Origin of the sequence: Actinoplanes derwentensis (assembly GCF_900104725.1) — a bacterium.
Taxonomy (GTDB): Bacteria; Actinomycetota; Actinomycetes; order Mycobacteriales; family Micromonosporaceae; genus Actinoplanes; species Actinoplanes derwentensis.
On record NZ_LT629758.1, the window covers coordinates 8,737,913 to 8,760,007 of the forward strand.

General features: G+C 70.3%; 15 protein-coding genes and 1 pseudogene. 7 read left to right on the plus strand and 9 right to left on the minus strand.

Translation table 11 applies throughout. The features are described from left to right. Positions 1-2: 2 nt before the first annotated feature. A pseudogene (locus BLU81_RS39080) lies at positions 3-1,121 on the plus strand (arginase family protein); the annotation flags it as partial. A gap of 1,392 nt (positions 1,122-2,513) precedes the next feature. Here BLU81_RS39080 and BLU81_RS39085 read toward each other — a convergent pair. Continuing rightward, complete coding sequence (locus BLU81_RS39085; RefSeq protein WP_092553183.1) at positions 2,514-4,424, minus strand: penicillin-binding transpeptidase domain-containing protein; 1,911 nt, start codon at positions 4,422-4,424, stop codon at positions 2,514-2,516. A gap of 200 nt (positions 4,425-4,624) precedes the next feature. Between BLU81_RS39085 and BLU81_RS39090 the strand changes: the two genes are divergently transcribed. Continuing rightward, positions 4,625-9,520: an NAD-glutamate dehydrogenase gene (locus BLU81_RS39090; RefSeq protein WP_092553185.1), complete on the plus strand. Its 4,896-nt coding sequence runs from the start codon at positions 4,625-4,627 to the stop codon at positions 9,518-9,520. Between the two features lie 423 nt (positions 9,521-9,943). Here BLU81_RS39090 and BLU81_RS39095 read toward each other — a convergent pair whose 3' ends face one another. Then, on the minus strand, positions 9,944-11,446 hold the full coding sequence (locus tag BLU81_RS39095) for a glycoside hydrolase family 3 N-terminal domain-containing protein (protein ID WP_092553187.1): 1,503 nt from the start codon (positions 11,444-11,446) through the stop codon (positions 9,944-9,946). A 172-nt stretch (positions 11,447-11,618) separates the two neighbouring features. On the opposite strand from BLU81_RS39095, the gene BLU81_RS39100 reads away from it, so the two are divergent. From BLU81_RS39100 to BLU81_RS39110, 3 genes are read left to right on the plus strand one after another with little or no spacing between them, the layout of a single operon-like run. Continuing rightward, positions 11,619-12,797, plus strand: coding sequence for an ROK family transcriptional regulator (locus tag BLU81_RS39100; protein WP_092553189.1), 1,179 nt, complete (start codon positions 11,619-11,621; stop codon positions 12,795-12,797). 48 nt (positions 12,798-12,845) lie between these two features. Beyond that, positions 12,846-13,673, plus strand: coding sequence for an ABC transporter ATP-binding protein (locus BLU81_RS39105; protein ID WP_092553191.1), 828 nt, complete (start codon positions 12,846-12,848; stop codon positions 13,671-13,673). Then, complete coding sequence (locus BLU81_RS39110) at positions 13,673-14,563, plus strand: ribokinase (protein WP_092553193.1); 891 nt, start codon at positions 13,673-13,675, stop codon at positions 14,561-14,563. The genes BLU81_RS39105 and BLU81_RS39110 overlap by 1 nt, the downstream gene beginning before the upstream one ends. Here the strand turns inward: BLU81_RS39110 and BLU81_RS39115 are convergent. From BLU81_RS39115 to BLU81_RS39130, 4 genes are all read right to left on the minus strand, one after another. Beyond that, positions 14,560-15,450 carry a methyl-accepting chemotaxis protein gene (locus BLU81_RS39115; protein WP_092553195.1) on the minus strand — a complete coding sequence of 297 codons (891 nt, stop codon included), beginning with the start codon at positions 15,448-15,450 and terminating at the stop codon, positions 14,560-14,562. The two genes, BLU81_RS39110 and BLU81_RS39115, sit on opposite strands and share 4 nt — an antisense overlap. A gap of 65 nt (positions 15,451-15,515) precedes the next feature. Beyond that, positions 15,516-16,061, minus strand: coding sequence for a PAS domain-containing protein (locus BLU81_RS39120; protein ID WP_092553197.1), 546 nt, complete (start codon positions 16,059-16,061; stop codon positions 15,516-15,518). A gap of 53 nt (positions 16,062-16,114) precedes the next feature. Continuing rightward, positions 16,115-16,468, minus strand: a complete 354-nt coding sequence (locus tag BLU81_RS39125) for a DoxX family protein (protein ID WP_092553199.1) — start codon at positions 16,466-16,468, stop codon at positions 16,115-16,117. Beyond that, positions 16,465-16,926: a DUF6232 family protein gene (locus BLU81_RS39130; protein ID WP_092553201.1), complete on the minus strand. Its 462-nt coding sequence runs from the start codon at positions 16,924-16,926 to the stop codon at positions 16,465-16,467. The genes BLU81_RS39125 and BLU81_RS39130 overlap by 4 nt, the downstream gene beginning before the upstream one ends. An 80-nt stretch (positions 16,927-17,006) precedes the next feature. Between BLU81_RS39130 and BLU81_RS39135 the strand changes: the two genes are divergently transcribed. Continuing rightward, on the plus strand, positions 17,007-17,780 hold the full coding sequence (locus tag BLU81_RS39135; protein WP_092553203.1) for an enoyl-CoA hydratase/isomerase family protein: 774 nt from the start codon (positions 17,007-17,009) through the stop codon (positions 17,778-17,780). Between the two features lie 68 nt (positions 17,781-17,848). Continuing rightward, the gene (locus tag BLU81_RS51100) at positions 17,849-20,218 is read left to right on the plus strand and encodes an Hsp70 family protein (RefSeq protein ID WP_231953724.1); all 2,370 of its coding nucleotides are present in this window, start codon (positions 17,849-17,851) and stop codon (positions 20,216-20,218) included. A gap of 262 nt (positions 20,219-20,480) precedes the next feature. Here BLU81_RS51100 and BLU81_RS39145 read toward each other — a convergent pair whose 3' ends face one another. The 3 genes from BLU81_RS39145 to BLU81_RS39155 are packed head-to-tail and all read right to left on the minus strand — an operon-like array spanning position 20,481 to position 21,702. Continuing rightward, positions 20,481-20,936, minus strand: coding sequence for a PLD nuclease N-terminal domain-containing protein (locus BLU81_RS39145; protein ID WP_092553205.1), 456 nt, complete (start codon positions 20,934-20,936; stop codon positions 20,481-20,483). Between the two features lie 38 nt (positions 20,937-20,974). Continuing rightward, positions 20,975-21,328, minus strand: coding sequence for a DUF202 domain-containing protein (locus BLU81_RS39150; RefSeq protein ID WP_092553207.1), 354 nt, complete (start codon positions 21,326-21,328; stop codon positions 20,975-20,977). Continuing rightward, the gene (locus BLU81_RS39155; RefSeq protein ID WP_092553209.1) at positions 21,328-21,702 is read right to left on the minus strand and encodes a YidH family protein; all 375 of its coding nucleotides are present in this window, start codon (positions 21,700-21,702) and stop codon (positions 21,328-21,330) included. The genes BLU81_RS39150 and BLU81_RS39155 overlap by 1 nt, the downstream gene beginning before the upstream one ends. Positions 21,703-22,095: the final 393 nt, after the last annotated feature.

Here is a 22,095-nt window from a genome sequence, read left to right on the forward strand (position 1 = left end):
CACTGGTTTTCGAGGACAAGGGGGGCGTCGTGCGCCGCATCGCCGTTCTGGACGCACCGTCCAATCTCGGCCTGCGCCCGCCGACCGCGACGTCGGTGCCGGGCTGCGGCAAAGCGCCCGGCGCCCTCCGAGACCAGGGGCTGCTGGCCAAACTGGGTGCTCGCGACGCGGGCTGCCTGACCCCGCCGCGGTACGACCCGGGCGACTGGCGCCCCGGCGACGGTGTCGCCCACGCCACCGAGATCGCGGCCTACTCCCGGGCCCTGGCCGACCGGATCGGGACGATCCTCGACAACGGCGAGTTCCCGGTGGTGCTCGGCGGCGACTGCTCGATACTGATCGGCTCCGGCATCGCCATGCACCGCCTCGGCGACGCCGTCGGCGGCCGGATCGGCCTGGTCTTCGTCGACGGGCACTCCGACTTCCGGCACCCCGGCAACGCGTCCTACGTGGGTGCCGCCGCCGGTGAGGACCTCGCCCTGGCCACCGGCCGCGGCCAAGCCGACCTGGCCGACATCGAATCCCGCCGCCCGTACTTCCGCGACATCGACGTGATCGTCCTCGGCATCCGTGCCCAGGACGAGTACCGCCTCGACCTCCAAGCCGCCGGCATCGTCACCCGGCCGGTCCCCGCGCTGCGTGCCGAAGGTGCCGCCCGCAGCGCCCAATGGGCCCGCGACCAGCTTGTCGACTGCGCCGGCTACTGGGTCCACATCGACGTCGACGTTCTCGACCCGGCGGTCATGCCGGCCGTCGACGCCCCCGACCCCGGCGGGATCGCCTTCCCCGAACTGGAACTGCTCCTGTCCGGCCTGGTCGAATCCCCGCACTGCCTGGGCGTCGAGATCACCGTCTTCGACCCGGACTACGACCCCGACGGGCGGTACGCGGCCGAGATCACGTCGGCGGTCGTCAGCGGCCTGTCCCCGGTCCGCAGCATGGCGTCCCGCCCGGACCTGGTCGCCGCCCGCCTGGACCTGGACAACCAGCCCGCCGCGGTCGTCGCCATCGAGGCGGATGACGCTGAGACGCCCGGCGAGGCAGGCGCCGTGGGCGTGCCTGGCGGGGCGTGGGACATGGGCGTGCCTGGCGGGGCGCGGGTCGTGGGCGCGCCTGACGAGACGCCCACCGAGTCGGCGGCGGTCGGCCCAGCGGTGATCGACCCGGTGGCCGACCCAGCGGCGATCGAGCCGGCGGTGGCCGAGGCCGCGGCGGACCCAGCCGCCTCTGATCCGGTGGTGGCTGACCTTTCAGCGGCTGATTCGTTCGCGCCTGACCCCGGGATGACCGATCCGGCCACGGGTGAACCTGTCGTGATCGATCCGGCTGTGACCGAATCGCCTGCCACTGTGACCACTCTCGACTTGATAATTACTGCGGCGACCACCGGGCGGTCGGCGTCTTTGCTGGTCAGGACTCTTGGCGTCGACTCGGCCGAGGACTCCGGCCAGGGTCTGGGGGACGATCCGCAGCATGTCGACGGCCCGGTGAGTCCTGCCGGAGGTGACTCGGCCGAGGCTGTGGATCTTGCGGACGATGAGCGGTTGTCGTCGGCGGAGGCGTCTCCGGAGCAGATTTCGGACCAGGAGTACCAGGACTACCAGAATCCGGTGGATGGCGATGGCGGCAGCCTGTCCAGCGATGCCGGTTTCGTTCTGACCGCGGCACTCTCCTGGCCCGGCACCCGAAACGGTCTCCGGCCCGACGAGGACGCTGCTCCCCGGAACGGTGAGGCCGCTGGGTTCCGGCCCGATGAGGCTGTCGGCGACGAAGAGGCGGAGGACACCTCCTCGGAGCTGATCGACGCGGCCGGTGAGCGGGAAGCCGCTGCCGCTGCCTCGGACGAGGACGAGGACGAGGACGAGGAGATCGTGGCGGCCGAGGAGTCCACCGGGTCGGAGGAGTCCGCGGAATCCGTGGACGAACCCGGCATGGACGATCCGGAGGGCGCGGAGCACGAGCCGTCCACAGCGGCTGAGGAAGAGCCTGATCCTGCGGTTGATCAGAATTCCGGGCCGGTGGCCGAGGAAGAGGCCGGGCCTGAGGCTGAGGCCGGGCCTGAGGTTGAGGCTGGGCCTGAGGTTGAGGAGAAGCCGCAGCCTGAGGTTGAGGAACCGGTTCCGGTGAACAGCCGGGCGGAATCCGGCCGGAGCGGTAACGAGGTCCGGCTGCTGTCCCGGCCGCTCGGGTCGGCGCCGTTGCTCGATTCGGAGCCGCTACCCGCCACCCGTCCCGGAATGCTGCGCCCGCGCCGGCCGGTCGATCCGCCCGCGGCGGGCGGCTATCCCCCGTCGGCAGCGGGTACCGGACCGTTCGGCGGCTTCCCACCCGGCGCCGCGTGACGATCCCCGCTGAGGCCTGATCGGCACTGCGAGGTGTGACGCGCGGGCCTCGCGAGGTGTGACTCAGGTGCCTCGGGTGACGCCGGCGACCAGGTGCGAGAGCTCCTTGTGTGGTGAGTTCGGGTGCGAATCGAACCCGAACTCACCACACAATCGGGAGCCGGCTGGCGGTTACTTGTTCAGGGTCGTCAGGAAACGCTTGGCGATCGGGACGGCGGCCTCGGAACCGGCGCCGCCCTTCTGGACCAGCACCGCGAAGGCCACGTCGTCCTGGTAGCCGATGAACCAGGAATGGGTGTCCTCGGAACCGTTCTGGAACTCGGCGGTGCCGGTCTTGCCGTACACGGCTTTGCCGGGGACGTTGCGCAGCCCCGTTCCGGTGCCGGAGGTGACCACTTCACGCATCATCGAGCGGAGTCCGGTGAGCGCCTTCTGGTCGAGCTGCGGTCCGGCGGTGCCGGCGTCGGCCGGAGCCGGATCGATGACCAGTTTGGGCGGCTGGTACTGGCCTTTGGCGACGGACGCGGTGGCGACGGCCATGGCGAGCGGGCTGACGACGGTGCTGCCTTGGCCGAAGACGGCGGAGGCGAGTTCGGTCGAGGTGCCGCCGTCGGAGACCTGGCCGGCGCTGGATTCGAGGCCGAGGTTCCAGGTGGCGCCGATGCCGAGGGCGGTGGACGCCTCTTGGAGACCGGCGGCGGTGAGTTTGGGCGCGAGGCTGGCGAAGGCGGTGTTGCAGGATTTGGCGAAGTCCACGTGGAACGCGACTTTACCGAGAGCCTGGTCGTTGGAGTTCTTGAACTCACGACCGTCCACGTTGACTGTTTTCGGACAGTTGACGACGGTGTCGGCGGTAAGGGCACCGCGAGCGAGTAGCCCGTACGCGGAAATCATCTTGTAGGTGGATCCGGGTGGCACCTGGCCGCTGAGGGCGGTGTTGACCCCGCCCGCGTCGGGTCCGTTGGCGGCGGCGAGCACGGCTCCGTCGCTGACCCGGACGGCCACCAGTGAGCTGGGGTTCTTCTCGGCAGCGAGGGCTTTGTCGGCGGCGTTCTGGACGGCTGTGTCGATGGTCACCTTGATGGGTTTCCCGGCGACCGGTTGTGAGGTGAAGAGTTCGGCGTCCTCGGTGGTGCCGTCGGCGGCCTCGCGGGCGATCACCACGGAGAGGCCGGGGGTGCCGCGCAGCGTGGTCTCGTATTTCTGCTGGAGGCCGCCGTGCCCGGTGGTGTCGCCGATGGCCAGGGCGCCCTCCGAGTTGCCGATGTCCTCCTCGGTGGCGGCGTCGACCGTGCCGAGCAGGGCGCGGGCGAATTCGCGGGTGGGCGCGAGCTGCCGGGTCTCCTCACGGAAGACGGTGCCGGGCAGGGGGCGTACGTCCGCCCGGATCTTGTCGTAGGCGGTCCGCCGCAGGGTGAGGACGTCCAGGAAGGCGCCGGGATCGGCCTTGGCCACGCGGTCCTTGAGATCGCTCATGTCGAGGTCCACATCGACCTTGGCGAACGCCGCGGCCAGGTCGGTCTGGAGTTTCGCCACGTCTTTGATCTTCTCGGGGCTGACCCCGATGGTGACCACCTTCTGCGGGGAGACCAGCGGGGCGTCCGCGGCGTCGTTGATCACGGCGCGCGCGGCGGCGACCCGGCGCAGCCGCAGTTTCTCGCCGTCGGTCAGCTGGGGTTGGACCAGGGCGGGTTCCCAGACGACCTGCCAGCCGTCGGTGTTGGCCTTGGTGGAGCGCACGGTGCTGGGGTAGCTCCACTCGACGCCGCCGGGCAGCGTCCATTTCACGGTGATCGGAGTGGTGGCGTTGTCGCCGGTCTCCTTGGTGTCACCGGCGGTGCTGACGGCGAGGGGCCGCCCGCTGAGGTCGCCGTAGAGTGCCCGGATCTGGGTGGAGACGTCGGCGGCCGCGATCTTGCCGCCGGCCGCGGTGACGAAGCCGACCGCGTTCAGGTCGCCGCCGGTCGTCCAGCCTTTCAGGAAGGCCTCGACGGTGTCGCCCGGTGGTTCCGCGGAGCAGCCGGCCAATCCACCCGTGGTGAGTAGTAACAGGGCGGCCAGGCCGGCCGTGGTGCGGCGCATGCGGGTCCTTTCGGAACGACGACGGGTCGGCTAGGACGCACGGTAATGGGTACATGCCCGTCGTGGGTGGCCCGCACTGGGTGATACGGCCCGAACCGGCACTGGCACACCCTGGGTGTGAACGGTGGTGGGGTGATGGTTCTAGGCTGTGGGCGTCATGTTCGAGCCCACAATGTCGTGGGTGAGGGGAGCGCCGGACCATGGGTGTCGCCGATCAGGCAGCGACCGATTCTGATCAGGCCGCGTTACTGCGGCCAGAGGGACTCGTCGACGAGGGTGAGATCGACGACGAGGTGCCGAACGCCGAACGGCTGGTGGCTCAGGCCGTCGAGCGGGCGGGCGAGGATCACACGACCGCGTCGCTGGTGAGCCGCTTCTGGCGGTTCGCACCCGACGAGGAACTGGTCGGATATACGCCTGAGGAGATGTTCGCGGCCGCCGCGGAGCATCGCGAGCTGGCCGACGTCCGGCTGCCCGGTGAGCTGAAACTGGCCATCACCGAGCCCACCGGCCCGCAGGCGCACAGCGTGCTGCGGATCGTCACCGACGACATGCCGTTCCTGGTCGACTCGGTGATAGCGCTGTTGACCGCGCACAATCTCCAGGTCTATCTGATGGTGCACCCGCTGATCGTGGTGCGCCGGGAGCCGCTCGGGCAGCTCGCCCACCTCGAAGCCGAGGTGGAGGCGGACGACGCCATCGAGGGCGACCTGGTGGAGAGCTGGATCCGGATCGAGACCGACCCGGTGCGCCGCCCGGAGGCCCGTGAGCAGTTGCTCAACGAGGTGCGGCGAGTGCTCACCGACGTGCGCGACGCGGTCGAGGACTGGTCGAAGATGCGGCAGCGCGCCGTGGACATCGCCGAGGAGCTGGCCGGTCACCCGCTGCCGGTTCCGGACAAGGACGTCACCGACTCGATCGAGCTGCTCAAGTGGCTCGCCGAGGATCACTTCACGTTCCTCGGTTACCGCGAGTACCGCTTGGACGAACAAGGTCTGCTGACCGCGGCTCCGAGCACCGGGCTGGGGATACTACGCGGCGCCAGCAAACCGCGCCGGCTCGCCGCCGAGATGGCCCCCGAGGTGTACGAGCGGGCCATGGAGCAGCGGCTCCTCATGATCACCAAAGCGAACTCGCGGGCGACCGTGCACCGGTCGGCGTACCTCGACTACATCGGCGTGAAGATGTTCGACGACGCCGGCAACGTGGTTGGCGAGCGCCGCTTCCTGGGCCTGTTCTCCAGTTCGGCCTACCGCACCAGTGTGCGGGAGCTGCCGGTGGTCCGGCGCAAGGTGCAGGAGGTGATGGACCGTTCCGGTCTGTCGCCGCGCGGCCACTCCGGCAAGGATCTGCTGCAGATCCTGGAGACATACCCCCGCGACGAGCTCTTCCAGATCAAGACCGATGACCTGTACGAGGCGGTCATCGGTGTGCTGCGGATGGCCGGCCGTCGGCAGTTGCGCCTGTTCCTGCGCCGCGACGGGTACGGCCGTTTCATCAGCTGCCTGATCTACCTGCCCCGGGACCGGTTCACCACCGGCAACCGGCTGCGGATGCAGGAGATCCTGCTGCGTGAGCTGAACGGGGTCGGGGTCGACTACACCACCCGGGTCACCGAGCGGCTGCTGGCGCGGGTGCACTTCATCGTGCGCACCGACCCGGCGGCGCCGCCCGGGCAGCTGGACCCGAACGTGCTGGCCGAGTTGCTGGCCGACGCGACCCGGATGTGGGACGACGACTTCTCCCTGGTGCTGGAGCGCAAACTCGGCGACGAGCAGGCGCGGCGGTTGTTCCTGCGCTACTCGTCGGCTTTCCCGGAGAGCTACAAGAACACCCACACGCCGTACGAGGGTATGCAGGATCTGGCCAAGCTGGAGTTGCTGGAGGAGTCCGGGCAGCTCTCCATGCACTTGTTCCGGCGGCGCCGGCTGGGTCAGGACGGTTGTCCCGAGCCGGACGAACGTGACGTCCGGTTCAAGGTCTACCGCTACGGCGAGCCGATGATGCTCTCCGCCGTCCTGCCGGTGCTGCACTCGCTGGGTGTGCGGGTCACCGACGAGCGGCCGTACGAGATCCGCCGTGACGACGGGGTCATCTACCTCTACGACTTCGGTCTGCTGCCCCCGTCCGGCCACCGGGAGCTGGCCGAGGTGCGCCCGCAGGTGGAGAACGCCTTCGCGGCGGCGTGGCGGGGCGAGGCCGAGGTGGACGGCTTCAACGAGCTGGTCCTGCTCGCCGGCCTGACCTGGCGTCAGGTGGTGGTGCTCCGTGCCTACGCGAAGTATCTGCGCCAGGCCGGCAACGTCTTCTCCCAGCGTTACCTGGAGTCGACGTTCACCACGTACCCGGAGATCGCCGCCCTGCTGGTGCGCCTCTTCGAGACCCGGTTCTCGCCGGCTCTGGTGGTGGGCGAGACCGAGCGTTCCCGGCGGGCCGCCGAGATCCGGGACGAGATCACCGGCCTGCTCGACCAGGTGGACAGCCTGGACCAGGACCGGATCCTGCGTTCCTACCTGACCCTGATCGAGGCGACGCTGCGGACCAGCTTCTTCCAGCGGGGCCCGGAGGGGCGGCCGAAGTCGTACGTCGCCTTCAAACTGGACCCGCAGGCGATCCCGGACCTGCCGCAGCCCCGGCCCAAGTTCGAGATCTTCGTCTACTCGCCACGGTTCGAGGGTGTACACCTGCGCTTCGGCGCGGTCGCCCGTGGTGGTCTGCGCTGGTCGGACCGGCGCGAGGACTTCCGGACCGAGGTGCTCGGCCTGGTCAAGGCGCAGATGGTGAAGAACTCGGTGATCGTGCCGGTCGGCGCCAAGGGCGGCTTCGTGCTGAAGCAGAAACCGGGCGACCGGGACGAGGCGGTGGAGTGCTACAAGCGTTTCATCACCGCGCTGCTCGACGTCACCGACAACATCCAGAGCGGCAAGATCGTGCCGCCGCCCGAGGTGGTCCGGCACGACGGCGACGACCCCTACCTGGTGGTGGCCGCGGACAAGGGCACCGCCACGTTCAGTGACATCGCCAACGAGATCTCGGTCGGCAAAGAGTTCTGGATGGGCGACGCGTTCGCCAGCGGCGGCTCAGCCGGTTACGACCACAAGAAGATGGGCATCACCGCCCGCGGCGCGTGGGAATCGGTCAAGAAGCACTTCCGTGACCTGGGCGTGGACACCCAGAGCGAGGACTTCACGGTGGTCGGCGTCGGCGACATGTCCGGTGACGTCTTCGGCAACGGCATGCTGCTGTCGGAGCACATCCGGCTGGTCGCGGCCTTCGACCACCGCCACATCTTCCTCGACCCCAACCCCACTTCATCGATTTCGTACGAGGAACGCAAGCGCCTGTTCGACCTGCCCCGGTCCTCGTGGGACGACTACGACAAGGCCCTGATCAGCCAGGGCGGCGGTGTCTACCCGCGGTCCGCGAAGTCGATCCCGGTCAGCCCGCAGGTCCGGGAACTGCTGCAACTGGGCGAGGCCGCGGTCATCAGCCCCGGCGACCTGATGCGGGCGATCCTGCTGGCACCGGTCGACCTGTTCTTCAACGGCGGCATCGGCACTTACGTGAAAGCGGCCTCCGAGTCGCACGTTGAGGTCGGCGACAAGGGCAACGACGCGATCCGGGTCAACGGCGCCGACCTGAGGGTCAAGGTGGTCGGCGAAGGCGGCAACCTCGGCCTCACTCAGCGTGGCCGGATCGAGTTCGCCCGCGCGGGCGGCCGGGTGTTCACCGACTTCATCGACAACTCGGCCGGGGTGGACTGCTCCGACCACGAGGTCAACATCAAGATCCTGCTCGGTGGTGCGGTTGTCGACGGCGAGATGACCATGCCGGAACGCGACGAACTTCTCGCTGCGATGACCGACGAGGTCGGCGTGATGGTGCTGCGCGACAACTACGAGCAGGCCATGGCCCTCGGTAACGCCCGCGCGCAGGCGCACTCGCTGCTGCCTGTGCACCGGCGGATGCTCAAGGCCCTGGAGGAGCGCGGCGAACTCAACCGGGAACTCGAGGCGCTGCCCACCGACAAGGAACTCGCGGTCCGGTACGAGAACGGGGAAGGGCTCTCGGCCCCGGAGTTCGCCGTTCTGCTGGCGTACGTCAAGATCAGTTTGGAACGTGGGGTTCTCACCGACGTCCTGGTCGACGAACCGTGGACCGCCGGCGTCCTCACCCAGTATTTCCCCACGCCACTGCGCGAGCGCTTCGCCGGCCGGATGGCCGGGCACCGGTTGCGGCGGGAGATCATCTCCACGTCGCTGGTCAACGAGGTCGTCAACCGCGGTGGTACGTCGTTCGTGCACCGTGCCATGGAGGAGAGCGGGGCGTCGGCCGCCGACGTCATCCGCGCCTATGTGGTGATCCGGGACGTCTACGGGCTCGAAGAGGTCTGGGCCGCCGGCGAGGCACTCGACAATCAGGTGCCGACGGCCGCGCAGACCCTGGTCTTCCTGGAGACCCGGCGGCTGCTCGACCGGGCGGTCCGATGGCTGGTCAGCACCCGGCGCTCGCCCATCGACGTGGCCGGGGAGACCGCCCGGCTCCGGCCCGGCATCGCCGAACTGCTGCCCCGGCTACCCGAGGTGATGGTCGGCGCCGAACGGCGGGCCCTCTCCGAGCGGGCCGACGAACTCATCGATCAAGGCGTTCCGGAAGACCTGGCCGGAGTGATCAGCCGGGTTTTCTACGGGTTCGGCCTGCTCGACATCCTGGAGACGGCCACCGCCGCCGACCGGAACGTCGGCGAGGTGGCCCAGGTCTACTTCGTGTTGTCCGCGCGGTTCGGGGTGGACGTGCTCCTGTCGCACATCTCCCAGCTCCCGCGCGGAGACCGCTGGCAGACCCTGGCCCGGATGGCGCTGCGGTACGACCTGTACGCCGCACTGGCCGGGCTCACCGCCGAAGTCCTCCAGTCGACGCCACCGACGGCGACCCCCGAGGACCGGGTCTCCGAATGGGAACAGGTCAACGCGGCATCGATCGCCCGGGCGTCCAACGCGATGGGCAACGTCGAGGACTCACCCGCCGATCTCGCGGCGCTGTCCGTGCTACTCCGCCAGATCCGCACCCTGGTCAAGACCTCGGCAGCCGTCTGACCCGGTGACGAGAACCGCCCGGCGTCCACTCATCGTGGAGGCCGGGCGGTTTCGTCGTGAAGTGGTCAGCCGGTCCGGCACGCTGCTCCCGTAGTCGTGCCGGCCCGGCTCACCGTCTGCACCGCGGTTTCCCGACTGGTCCCGAGTCGATTCCGCGGCGTCCCCAGATCCACCTTCTGGCCATCACGCTAGGTGACCCAACCGGCTCCACGGAAGCGGAGCGTGCACGGATTGCCCATTCGGTTGGTCCGGTTCGTGCGTAAGGTCCACTTACTAATCCAACATTATAGACAAGAAGCAATGCATCCATCACTAATAGTGATGTCGATCGTATCCGGCGGGAATGGCGCTGGGAGTGTGCGAGCGGGGCCGGGTGTGCGAGCGGGTGGGCAGGTTGCGGGGACCGGGTAGAGCCGGGCCGGATCAGGTGAGGGCCAGGGCCTCGGCGGCGGCGCGGCTGTTGGCGAGGCTGGAACCGTGCGTGACGATGAAGGCCTCGGTGCCGGCCGGGCGCCACGACGACGGCCAACCCATCTCGACGACCCCGGCCGGGCGGTCCGCGGCCACCTTCTCTATCAGTTCGCGGGCCGCGGCGGAGTTGTGGATCCGGCGGCCGAGAAAGACGACCGGCCGTTGCCCGGCGCGCGCGAGGACCGACTCGGCGGTGGTGTCGGCGGCCACCACCTCGATCTCCTCGGCGGTGGCCAGGTGCGGCGTGAGCCCCCACGGCACCTTGCCCGCGGCGATCGACCATCCCGCGACGAACCGCACCACCAGCGGATCCCGCAGCGCTCCCACCGCCCCCTCCACGATCATCCCGCGGTGCGCGGCAGCCACGCCCAGCGCGAAGTCGGGCCGGTGGGAGGCCGCGAAGGGCTCGTCGGGCTCGCCCGGCGTCTCGGTGGTGCGAGTGGCGGCGTTTTCCTGGCGCGGCGTCTCGGCGGTGAGGGCTGTGGTGCGGGTGGCGGCGTCCTCCAGGCGGTGGAGTGGGAGGCGACCGTCGGTGGTGGCGAGGGCGATCTCGGCGACGACAGCTTCGACCAGGGCCAGGTCGACGACCGCGCCGATGCAGAGGAGGTCGGCGCCGGCGGCCAGGGCGGCGACCGCGGCCCGCGGAATGCCGCCGGCCGAGGCGGCCGCGCCGCGCATCTCCAGGGCATCGGTGACTATCGCGCCGCGGAAGCCGAGTTCGTTGCGGAGCAGGTCGGTAAGCGCGGCCCGGCTGAAGGTGGCCGGGCCGTCACCGGTCAGGGCCGGAACCCGGATGTGCGCGCTCATCACGGCCCGTACTCCGGCTTCGACGGCGGCGGCGAACGGTGGCAGGTCGCGGGCGCGCAGCAGGTCGAGCGGAACGTCGACGGTGGGTAGTTCCAGGTGCGAGTCGGTGACGGTGGCGCCGTGGCCGGGGAAGTGTTTGGCGCAGGCCGCGATCCCGGCGGACTGGAGGCCGTGGACGGCGGCCGCGGTGTGCCGAGCGACCAGTGCCGGGTCGGCGCCGAACGACCGGGTGCCGATGATCGGGTTGTCGGCCGCGGTGTTGACGTCGACGGTGGGGGCGAGGTCGAGGTTGATACCGGTGGCGGCCAGGTCGGCGCCGATCGCGGCGTACACCCGCCGGGTCAGGTCCGGGTCGCCGGCGGCGCCGAGGGCGGCGTTCCCGGGGTACGGGCTGCCGGTCCGGTGCCCGAGCCGGGTGACGTCGCCGCCCTCCTCGTCGATCGCGATCAGCGTGTCCGCCCGCGCCGACCGCAACTGGGCGGTCAGCCGGGTCACCTGGTCGGCGTCGGTGATGTTGCCACCGAACAGGGTGTGCCCGGCCAGTCCGTCGGCGAGCAGGTCACCGGCCCACTGCGGTGCGACGGTGCCGGGGAAGGCGGCGAGCAGGGTGCGCAGGGCCAGGCGGCGGAGGCCGGGATCGTTCGGCATGGTGTCCTTCCGGTGACGCGACTATGGCCGGGAACGGTGCAGAACTGCCATGATCGCTCGGAGTCGATAGGCACCTTCGGGCCTGGCACCATTGCCTACCGTTACGCTGCGGCTGCGTGTCGTGCGTCGACACAGTAACAGGAAAGAATCTTTAATATTAGGGGACTATGCTATGGCCGTGACTCGCCTCCCGGGCACGCCCCGGTTGCTGCGCGCTCTCAACGACCGCGCCGCGCTGGACCTGTTGCTCACCCGAGGTCCGCTGACCCGGGCTCAGCTCGGCGAGATGACCGGCCTCAGCAAGGTCACCGCGTCCCAGCTGGTGGAGCGCCTCGAGGAGCGCGGCCTGGTCCGCCGGGTGGGCGAGCAGGCCGGCGGTCGCGGGCCGAACGCGCAGCTCTACGCCGTGACCCCGAGCAGCGCCCACGTGATCGGTGTGGAGGTCGGCCCGGACGGTGTGGTCGCCGCCTGCGCGGACATCACCGGCACCGTGATCAGCCGGGTCGAGCAGAGCACCAAGGACACCGACGACCCGGTCGGTGTCGTGCACAAGGCCGTCATTCAGGCCGCGGGTGAGGCCGGCGCCGACATGTCGTCGGTGCGCCGGGTCGTCCTCGGCACCCCGGGCCTGGTGGACCCGCAGTCCGGTGAGATCTCCTTCGCCCACGACCTGCCCCGCTGGCACCGTGGCCTGCTCGCCGACCTGCGCCGCGACCTGAACATCCCGGTCTTCTTCGGCAACGACGTGAACATGGCCGCCGTCGCCGAGTCGAGCGGGGGCGCGGCCACCGGCGTCAGCGACTTCGCCCTGATCTGGATCGGCCGGGGCGTCGGACTGGCCATCGTCATCGCGGGTCGTCTGCACCAGGGCGCCACCGGTGCCGCCGGTGAGATCGGTTACCTGCCGGTGGCCGGTGCCGAGGTGCCGCACAACGCCTCCCGCCGCGGCGTCAAGGGCGCTTTCCAGGCCATCGCCGGTGCCGACGCGGTCAAGGCGATCGGCAAGCAGTTCGGGTTCCGGGGTGCCGAGGCCGCCGATGTCGTCCGGGCGGCGGTCGCGGCCGGTCCCGCCGGTGAGCCGGTCCTCGACGAGGTGGCCCGCCGGCTCGCCCTCGGCGTGGCAGCCACCTGCGCGGTGCTCGACCCGCCGCTGGTGGTGCTGGCCGGTGAGGTCAGCCGGGCCGGTGGTGACGCGCTGGCCGAGCGGGTGGAGCGCGAGGTGGCGGCGATCACCCTGGTCTCGCCCAAGGTCGTGGTCACTCAGGTGCCGACCGAGCCGGTGCTGCACGGAGCACTGCGCAGCGCCCTGGACGCGGTGCGTGACGAGGTCTTCGGGTCGACGACGGATTAGGTTCTCCGGGGCACCGGCACGCCGTCCGGACCGCGCACCCGGACATGATTGGATGGACGGGTGCTGGAGGCTGCCGTACCCAATCCGCCCGACGACGACACCGTGATCGCCTTCGACCATGTGAACGTGGTGCGCGGCGGGAATTTCCTGATCCGTGACCTGTCCTGGCAGGTCGAGCTGGACGAGCGGTGGGTGGTGCTGGGCCCCAACGGCGCCGGCAAGACCACCCTGCTCAACCTGGCGTCCGCCCGACTGCATCCGACCCGGGGCACCGCCTGGGTGCTGGGGGAGAAACTGGGCCGGACCGACGTCAACGAGCTGCGCACCCGGGTGGGCATCACCACCGGCCGGTTCGCCGAGCAGGTGCCGCCCACCGAGCGGGTGCTCGACGTCGTGGTCACCGCCGCGTGGTCGGTGGTCGGCCGCTGGCGGGAGTCCTACGACCCGCAGGACGAGGCTCGCGCCCGTGAGCTGTTGGAACAGCTGGGCATCGCGGCGTTCGCCGATCGTGAGTTCGGCACCCTGTCCGAGGGGGAGCGCAAGCGCACCCAGATCGCCCGGGCGTTGATGACCGACCCCGAGCTGATGCTGCTCGACGAGCCGACCGCGGGCCTGGACCTGGGTGGCCGGGAGACGCTGATCGGGCACCTGACCGAGCTGGCGCTGGACCCGGACGCCCCGGCGATGGTGCTGGTCACCCACCATGTCGAGGAGATCCCGCCGGGCTTCACCCACGCGCTGCTGCTGCGTGAGGGCACCACCGTCGCGGCCGGGCTGCTCGGCGAGGTGCTGACCGCGGAGAACCTGACGAAGACCTTCGGTCTGCCGCTGATCGTCGACCGGTTCGGTGACCGGTACACCGCGCGGGCCAGCTGATGACCAGAGTCGTCGTCGCGGGGAGCGCCAACATGGACCTGGTCGGGCTGGCGCCGAGCCTGCCCCGGCCCGGTGAGACGGTGCTCGGCGACGATTTCGTGATGATGCCCGGTGGCAAGGGCTCCAACCAGGCCATCGCCGCCGCCCTCGCGGGCGCCGCGACGACGTTCCTCGGTGCCATCGGATCCGATGCCTTCGGCGTGAATCTCAACGCGCGGTTGGCGGCCTCCGGCGTTTCCGTCGATCTGGTACGAACCAGCTACGGCTCGTCCGGCGTGGCCGTGATCATGGTGGACCGGGCCGGGGAGAACTCGATCCTGGTCAGCCCGGGCGCGAACCGCACGTTCACCGATCTGACCGGGCCGGAGACCGCCGCGATCGCCGCCGCCGACGTGCTGCTCTGCCAGCAGGAGATCCCGATGTCCACGGTGCTGGCCGCGCTGCGGGCCGGCCGGGCCGCCGGGACGCGGACCATCCTGAACGCCGCGCCCGTCCGCGACCTGCCGCCGGACCTGCTCGGCGAGGTGGACCTGCTGGTGGTCAACGAGACCGAGGCGCGCGGTATCACCGGCCGATCCGAACCGGACATGGCGTCCCTGTTGGAACTGGTGCCCCGGGTGGTGCTGACGCTCGGCGGCGGGGGTTCCCGGTTCGCGGACCGGGACGGCGCCGACGTGCACGTGCCCGCTTTCACGGTGGAGGTCGCCGACACCACCGCGGCCGGTGACGCCTTCACCGGGGCGCTGGCCGTGGCCTGGGGCGAGGGCCGGGCGCTGCCCGACGCCGTGCGCTGGGCCAACGCCGCCGGAGCCGCGTGCGTCCGGCGGGTCGGAGCCAGCAACGCCCTGCCCGAACGAGCCGCCATCGAGGCCCTCTACCAGGCGGCTTAGGCGCGGGCGGCGGTCAGGAAGCGCTGGACTTCGACGCGGAGCACCTCGGCCAGTTCGGACAATCCGGTGGTCTCGTGCACGGCGTCGCCGTCGACGGCGGCCGCGATGCCGTCGATCAGGCCGCTCATCTCCCGGATCCGGTCGGTGACCGCCTTCAGCACCCGGACCGCGTCCTCCGAGGCGAGCTGTACCGCGTCGACCTGGTCGATGATCTCGCCGCTGGATTCACCGGTCTCGTTGGCGAGGGTCTTGACCTCGTTGGCGACCACGCTGAACCCGCGCCCGGCGGCACCGGCCCGGGCCGCCTCGATGGAGGCGTTCAGGGACAGCAGTTGGGTCTGCATCGCCACCCGGTTGATCAGGTCGACGGCGTGCCGGATCTGGCCGGAGGAGCGGCGCAGTTCGGTCACCGTCTCCAGGCCGCGTTCAGCGTCACCGACTGCGGACCGGGCGAATCCGGCCAGCCCGTTCGCGGAGCGGCCCATCTCACCGGCGGCGGCGGCGATCCGCTCGGAGAGGGCGAGCACCGCCGTCTCCAACTGGTCGGCGAACGCGATCCGGGATTCGGCGGCGGCCGCGATCTGCTCGGCGTTGCGGCTCATCGCGTCACCGGACCGGCTGATCTCCTCAGCCGCCCGCCGGTACGCCCCACCCATGCCACCGACCAGGAACCGCCGGTAGAAGTGCCCGGCCGCCCCGGCTGCCGACGAGGCGCCGGCCTCACGCACGAACGCGTCGGTCCGGTCGAGCAGATCGTTGATGGCGGACCGCGCCTCGATCTCGGCCTTCGACTCGCCGAGCTGCGGGACCCGGGCTTCGAGGTTGCCCGCCGCGGCCTGCCGGCACACGTCCGCGATCAGGTACAGCGACTCATCGATATCAATCATGCTGTCAGCCCCACTTCGTTCTGGTGCCGTCCCGGAGATGACACGCTCCAGCTCGCTCATGTTCGTCACCTCGTACGCCCGTTGGTGGACAGGTCCCAGACCAGTTCGTCGTAGGTGCGCCCGCGTTCGGCCAGAACCCGCTGGAGGGCGGCGTGCCCGGCGGCGACGGCCTCGGCGGCCCGGTCGTGACGGCGTTCGGCGGCCCGCAGCACCCCGTACAACTCCTCGGCCGCGGCGATCGCCGACCGGGACGGCACCCGGCGGTTGGAGTGGTAGCCGACCACCCGCCCGTTGTCGTCGAAGGAGGGCGTGACGTGTGCGAAGACCCAGTAGTGCGCACCGTCGGCAGCCAGGTTGACCACGTACGCGAAGATCTCGCGCTTTTCCTTGAGGGTGTCCCAGAGGAGCTTGAAGACGGCCCGAGGCATGTCAGGGTGCCGGATGAGATTGTGTGGCTGCCCGATCGCCTCCTCCTCGTCGAGGGCGGAGATGCGCAGGAACACATCGTTGGCGTAGGTGAGGATGCCGCGAGTGTCGGTCTTGGTGACGATCAGCTCGCCGTCACTGAACTTGCGTTCCTGGCCTGTCGGGTGTACCTGAGTGGTCTTCATGATGGTTTGATTTTGGGGCTTGAACTAGCCCTGAGGTGGCGTTTCGTCGAGTCTCAGTGTGCGACTCGCAACGCCCACGCGATCAGCGGCGCCTGCAGCGGCAACCGTCCGAAAGCGACCGCGCGCTTCACCGCCGGGGAGTGCCGTGCGTCCACCGCCATCTTGACGTTCGCCGGGAAGACCGCGACGAACAGAGCCGCGGCGGCCAGCCCACCGGCCCGCCGGGTGCGTGGATGGGCGACCGCGGCCGCCACCGCCAGCTCGGCCACCCCGCTCAGATAGGTCCAGGTCCGAGGAGAGCCGGGCAGCGACCGCGGAACGATGCCGTCGAACGGACGGGGTGCCGCGAAGTGCAGCACCCCCATGCCGCCGAGCAGCGCGGCGAGCCCCGCCGCGTCCCGCCTCACCGGCGCACCGCCGGCTCCAGAGCACGCTCCAGTGCACGATAGACACGGCCGAATCGCTGCGCGTTGTTGGTGCGCATCAGCAGCACGTCGCCACTGCGGACCCGCCCCCAGATCTCCAGGGTGCGGCTGCCGTGGTCGTAGGACAGATCCATCCGCTCCAACAGCAGATCGGCCACCGGCACGACGGCCACCCCGATCAGGATGCCGCCGACCACCACGGCCGCCGCGGTCCCGAACGACAGGTCCAGCACCAGCGCCGTCAGCACGGCCAGCGCGCCGACCAGCAGTGGTAACAGGATGGTCAGGCCGAGAGCGCCTCGCCAGGCGATCACACCCCAGGAACGGGTGCCCTTGGTGTGCCACACCTGGATCAACTCGGGCAGCCGGAACTCCCGGCCGTTCATTCTCACCCCGGACGACGTGATCAGCACTTCCGGGTCCCGGTAGTACGTGGTCATTTCTTCCTCCCCAGGGGACCCACAGTAACGCGGAGTCGTCGTACGCTGACTGCCAATCGGCAGAGTGCGAGGAGGCCCGGGTGGCGGATTTCGTTCGGCTCGAAGTGACGGACGGCATCGGCACCATCCGGCTCGAGCGGCCACCGGTCAACGCGCTCAACACCCAGGTCCAGGAGGAGCTGCGGGCCGCCGCCCAGGCCGCTTCGGCGGACGAGTCGGTGCGGGCCGTGGTGGTGCACGGCGTGGGGAGACACTTCGCCGCGGGCGCCGACATCACCGAGTTCACCAGCGTGACCTATCCGGAGATGGTGGCCCGGGCGGGTGCCCTGTCCAGCGCCTTCGACTCGGTCGCCCGGATCCCCAAACCGGTCGTCGCCGCGATCACCGGTTACGCCCTCGGCGGCGGCTGTGAGCTGGCTCTCGCCTGCGACTGGCGGGTCATCGCCGACGACGCGAGACTCGGCCAGCCGGAGATCAAACTCGGCATCATCCCAGGCGCCGGCGGCACCCAGCGACTGGCCCGGCTGATCGGCCCGGCCAAGGCCAAAGACCTGATCTTCACGGGTCGGATGATCGACAGCGACGAGGCCTTGCGGATCGGGCTCGCCGATCGGGTGGTCCCGGCCGATGAGGTGTACGACACGGCCGTCGAGCTGGTCCGGCCGTTCACCACCGGTCCCGCCCTGGCGCTGCGGGCCGCGAAACAGGCGATCGACGGCGGCCTGAGCGTTGATCTAGCAGCCGGTTTGGCCCTGGAGTCGCATCTGTTCGCCGGGCTCTTCGCCACCGACGATCGGCGGGAAGGCACCACCGCGTTCGTCGAGAAGCGGAAACCCGGGTTCACCGGTAAGTGATTGTCGTCGTCGCGAATATGCCTGACGGGATGGATCGGTTGCGGGCGGTCATTGCCTAGACTGCGGTCATGTCCATCGACCAGGGTGGTCCGAAGCGGTACGCCCTCGGCGTCGACTTCGGCACCTCCAACACCGTCGCCGTGGCGCGATGGCCCGACGGTCGCGCCCGGCCGATCCTGGTCGACGGTTCCCCACTGCTGCCGTCCGCCGTCTTCGCCGACTCCGACGGCAACCTGCTCGTCGGCCGCGACGCCGTGCACAGCGCCCGCCTCGACCCGGCCCGGTTCGAGCCCAACCCGAAACGACGGGTCGACGACGGCCTGATCCTGCTCGGCGAGCGCGAGTTCGAGATCGTCGAAGTGATCTCCGCAGTGCTGGCCCGGGTCGCCGAGGAGTGGCACCGCGCGGTCGGCCCGTACCGCCCGGAGGTCACCCTCACCTGCCCCGCCGCTTGGGGCGCCTCCCGCCGGACCCTGCTGGCCGAGGCCGCCGCCCGCGCCGGGCTGGAAGGCGCCCGCCTGGTCGCCGAGCCGGTCGCCGCCGCCACCTACTTCGCCGAGGTTCTCGGCCGGGACGTGCCGATCGGCTCGGTCGTCGTGGTGCACGACTTCGGAGCCGGCACCTTCGACGCCAGCGTGGTCGCCCGGACGTCGACCGGTTTCGAGGTCCTCGCCGTCGACGGCCGCGACGACCTCGGTGGCCTCGACGTGGACGCCGCGATCGTCGAGCACCTGTGTACGGATGACTGGGCCCGCCTGATGGCCCCCGCCACCGTCGAGGAACGCCGCGCCCGCCGCCAGCTCTGGGACGACGTGCGGATCGCCAAGGAACGGCTGTCCCGCGCCCAGTCCGCCGATTTCGTGGTGCCGCTGCTCGACGTGGAGGCGCACCTCACCCGGGAAGAGCTGGAGTCGGTTGCCCGCCCGGTGCTGGAGCAGACCGTGCAGGTCACCCAGAACATCCTGCGATGGGCCGATCTGCCGGAGGGCCGCCTGGCCGGGGTCTTCCTGGTCGGCGGCGCCAGCCGGATCCCACTCGTGGCGACACTGCTGCACCGGGCGCTGGGCGACCCGCCGGTCGTCATCGAACAGCCCGAACTGGTGGTGGCCGAGGGCAGCATCCTGGCCGGGGCGGCTCTGCTGACCACCGAGCCGGCCGCGCCCGGTCCTACCGAGGAGATGCGGCTTCCGTCCAAATACCTGCCGGTCAGCGAGGCTGAGGCTCCCGCCCCGGCCGTCACCGCCGAACGGCCCACCGTCCTCGCATCCCGTCCGACGATGTCGACGGCCCAGGCGAACGCCGATGACCGGCCGACGATGCTGGCGGCTCAGGTCAATGCCGATGACCGGCCGACGATGCTGGCGGCTCAGGTCAACGCCGATGATCGGCCTACCATGCTGGCCGCCCAGGGCAACGTCGATGACCGGGCCACCGTTCTCGCGTCCCGCTCCCAGCTCGGCCTGGAGGATCGGCCTACCGCTATCGCGGGGCGGCCGGCCACCACACCGGTCCCGGCGGTCCCGTCCGAGCAGGGGCCGGAGGTCGAACGGTCATCCGGCGACCTGAGCGCCGCCAGCCGGCTGCCGGAGCGGGCAGCGGCCGGGCCCGCGGTTGATCCTCTGCCTAAACGGCAGCCGCGCCCCGAAAACCTGCCCCCAGCCGGTCCGCCGTCGGCGAGCCTGCCGTCAGCCGGTCTGTCGCCGGTCAGCCCGTCGTCGGCGGGTCTGTCACCGGCCGGTCCGCCGTCAGCCGGCCTGCCATCGGCCTCGGAGAACTCGCCGGCCAGGCAGAACCGGCCACCGCGGCAGGACCGTCCGAACCGGCCGCAACCCTCGGATCCGGACACCCCACCGCATCTGCGCCCGCCGGTCGACCCATGGCCGGACGCTGTCGACAACTGGCGTCCCGATCCGGACGCGACCGTCGCCACCAGCCCGTCGGAACACACGATCCTGCCGGAACACGAGCACCGGACTCCGGTACCGCCGATGCGGCAATCCGGGTCACTGCCCCGGCAGAAGCGGGCCACCCAACCAGTGGTCGCGCACGCCCGGCCGATGTCGCCCGCGATGGGTTCCGCCCGCCCGGTCTCCCCGCCGGCCCGAGCAGCCGTGTCACCGTCACACTCCGCGGCGCCGCATTCCGGCTCGTTGCATTCCACGCCGTCACATGGCGGGCAGTCACATGCCGGGTTGTCGCGTGGTGGGCAGTCACACGCCGGGCAGTCCCGTTCCGCGCCGGAATCGGCCCCGGCCCGGCGTCCCCGGCGCCGCGGCAGGCTGGTCCGGGTGATCCAGATCCTGTTCAGCATCGTGGTGATGATCACGGTGCCGATCGTGGCTCTGGTGCTGGCCTACGGCTACGGCAACGCGCAACCCATCCAGGACGACGCGATCAACGTCTTCCGCGACATCCTGAATCTGGTCGGACTGAACTGACCGCCCGTCGAGCCCGGCGAGTGCCGTTCCACCCGGCTAGCCGAGCCGGTGAGCCCGTAAGGCCGGCTAGGCGCGTTCGGCAAGGACTGGCTGACCGGACGCCGCGTATTCCGAAAAGCCCGTCCAGGCGCAGTCCGCAGGGCAATTCCGAAAGGCCTGTCCCGCAATACGCAGGGCCTCGCTGAGTACTGCCAGCGGGGCCCGGGCAGGCGCAGTCCGCAAGGTCCGGATGCGCAAGCCCGCATGATCCGTGAGACGGAGCCTAGGGGCGGTCCTGCTGTTCGTCGTGCGGCTCGTCGGCCCGCCATGTCTTCCGCTCCTCGCGAGGCTCGTCGCGAGGCTCGTCGCGAGGCTCCTCGCGGGGTTCGGCGGCCCGCGGTGTCGGCCGCTCGTCGTGCGGCTCCTCGGATCGCCCCATCTCGCGCTCCCACTGGGCGAGCAGCTCACGGTCGCGGCGGGACTGCTCGGAGTCCATCGAGCGCAGGAACTCCGGATCGTCGTCGGGTGAAGCCGGACGGCGGGCCTGGTGCTGTGCGGGGCTGACCGGCCGGCCGGTGAGGAACCAGGCGATCGGGCCGGCGATCGGGATCAGCAGGATCACCAGGATCCACGCGAACCGGGGCATGTTGCGGGCACGCTCGGCCGACAGGCTGCTGATGAGTGCCAGGATCAACAACACGAGGGCTATCGCGGCCGAGAAGATGAACAACCGGACCATGCCGCAATGATGCCCCCCGTGAGCCGGGACGGCGACGATCAGAGCATGACAACCCATCCGCCGAGGAACGCCATGAGTGCGATGACCAGCGCATAGGCCCGAATCGAACCCGGTGAGCTCTCAGGGAACCGTGACCTCAGCTCACGTCCGCGGTGGAAGGCGAGCGCCACCATCACCGCCCACCCGGCCATCGCTGCGGCCGCGATCAGAAACTCCGGCGGTCCGGCATCGGGCGCGAAGGCCGGTCGCGCGATCAGCAGACCCACCGCCGCCGCGGACAGGCCGGTGCGGCGCCAGGCCAGCCGGGTCCGCTCCGGCGAGGCGCCCGGATCCCGGACCAGCTGGGCGCAGGCTCCCGGATCACGGTGATGAGCGTCGCAAGGGCCGGTCATCAGAAGAGCTGGATCAGGACCGCGCCGATGATCGCCACGGCACCGACCGCCACCGCGATGGCGAGAACGGCCGGGAACCGGGAGCGGGGCAGGTCGACGCCGAGACGCATGGCCCGTTCGGTGCGCACCCAGTGGTCCACCGCGCGCAGCGCCACCAGTGCGCCGAGCACCAGGAGCAGGACCGCGATGATCTCCCGCAGGTGCGCGACCGGCAGCGGCGGCAGGAACTGGGCGCAGGCCAGGCCGCCGGCGATCAGGGCCAGCCCGGTGCGGATCCAGGCGAGGAAGGTGCGCTCGTTGGCCAGCGAGAACCGGTAATCCGGGGTGATGCCGGCACGCGACGGGTCGAACCACTCCCTCAATGCACCGGCCACGCTGCCGATTATTGACCTATCGGGTCAAGAAGGTCGTGCCAGAGACTGCGGACTTCGTCACTCACGCAGGCCTCACGCGGCCGTCCGCAGCGGCACCACGGGGAATCCGGTCCGGAACGACCATGGGACTGCGGGATCGGTTCGGCGAGGCGTGAGGGAATATGGGTCGTGGATGGGTGCATGCCCTCCACGAGCGAGACGTTCTGACCGGACATGTCTGACACCTCCTCATTGCCCACTGTAGCGATCGAGATCGTCACGCGGGTGAGGTGTGTCACTCTGGGTGGCCGGCAACAGTGAAGCTACTGGCGGGTAACCTGGCTGACATGTTCGCCGACCGGCATCGTTCCGGCCGAGGACACGGTCGACCGCAACGGTGCGTTCATACAGGAG

What these genes read in the sequence shown, in the direction of transcription:
- BLU81_RS39145 (WP_092553205.1), bottom strand. Translation starts at nt 20,936, where the DNA reads ATGGTCCGGTTGTTCATCTTCTCGGCCGCGATAGCCCTCGTGTTGTTG.
- BLU81_RS39095 (WP_092553187.1), bottom strand. Translation starts at nt 11,446, where the DNA reads ATGCCGAACGATCCCGGCCTCCGCCGCCTGGCCCTGCGCACCCTGCTC.
- BLU81_RS39130 (WP_092553201.1), bottom strand. Translation starts at nt 16,926, where the DNA reads ATGACCACGTACTACCGGGACCCGGAAGTGCTGATCACGTCGTCCGGG.
- BLU81_RS39110 (WP_092553193.1), top strand. Translation starts at nt 13,673, where the DNA reads ATGACCAGAGTCGTCGTCGCGGGGAGCGCCAACATGGACCTGGTCGGG.
- BLU81_RS39090 (WP_092553185.1), top strand. Translation starts at nt 4,625, where the DNA reads ATGGGTGTCGCCGATCAGGCAGCGACCGATTCTGATCAGGCCGCGTTA.
- BLU81_RS39100 (WP_092553189.1), top strand. Translation starts at nt 11,619, where the DNA reads ATGGCCGTGACTCGCCTCCCGGGCACGCCCCGGTTGCTGCGCGCTCTC.
- BLU81_RS39085 (WP_092553183.1), bottom strand. Translation starts at nt 4,424, where the DNA reads ATGCGCCGCACCACGGCCGGCCTGGCCGCCCTGTTACTACTCACCACG.
- BLU81_RS39120 (WP_092553197.1), bottom strand. Translation starts at nt 16,061, where the DNA reads ATGAAGACCACTCAGGTACACCCGACAGGCCAGGAACGCAAGTTCAGT.
- BLU81_RS39150 (WP_092553207.1), bottom strand. Translation starts at nt 21,328, where the DNA reads ATGACCGGCCCTTGCGACGCTCATCACCGTGATCCGGGAGCCTGCGCC.
- BLU81_RS51100 (WP_231953724.1), top strand. Translation starts at nt 17,849, where the DNA reads ATGTCCATCGACCAGGGTGGTCCGAAGCGGTACGCCCTCGGCGTCGAC.
- BLU81_RS39115 (WP_092553195.1), bottom strand. Translation starts at nt 15,450, where the DNA reads ATGATTGATATCGATGAGTCGCTGTACCTGATCGCGGACGTGTGCCGG.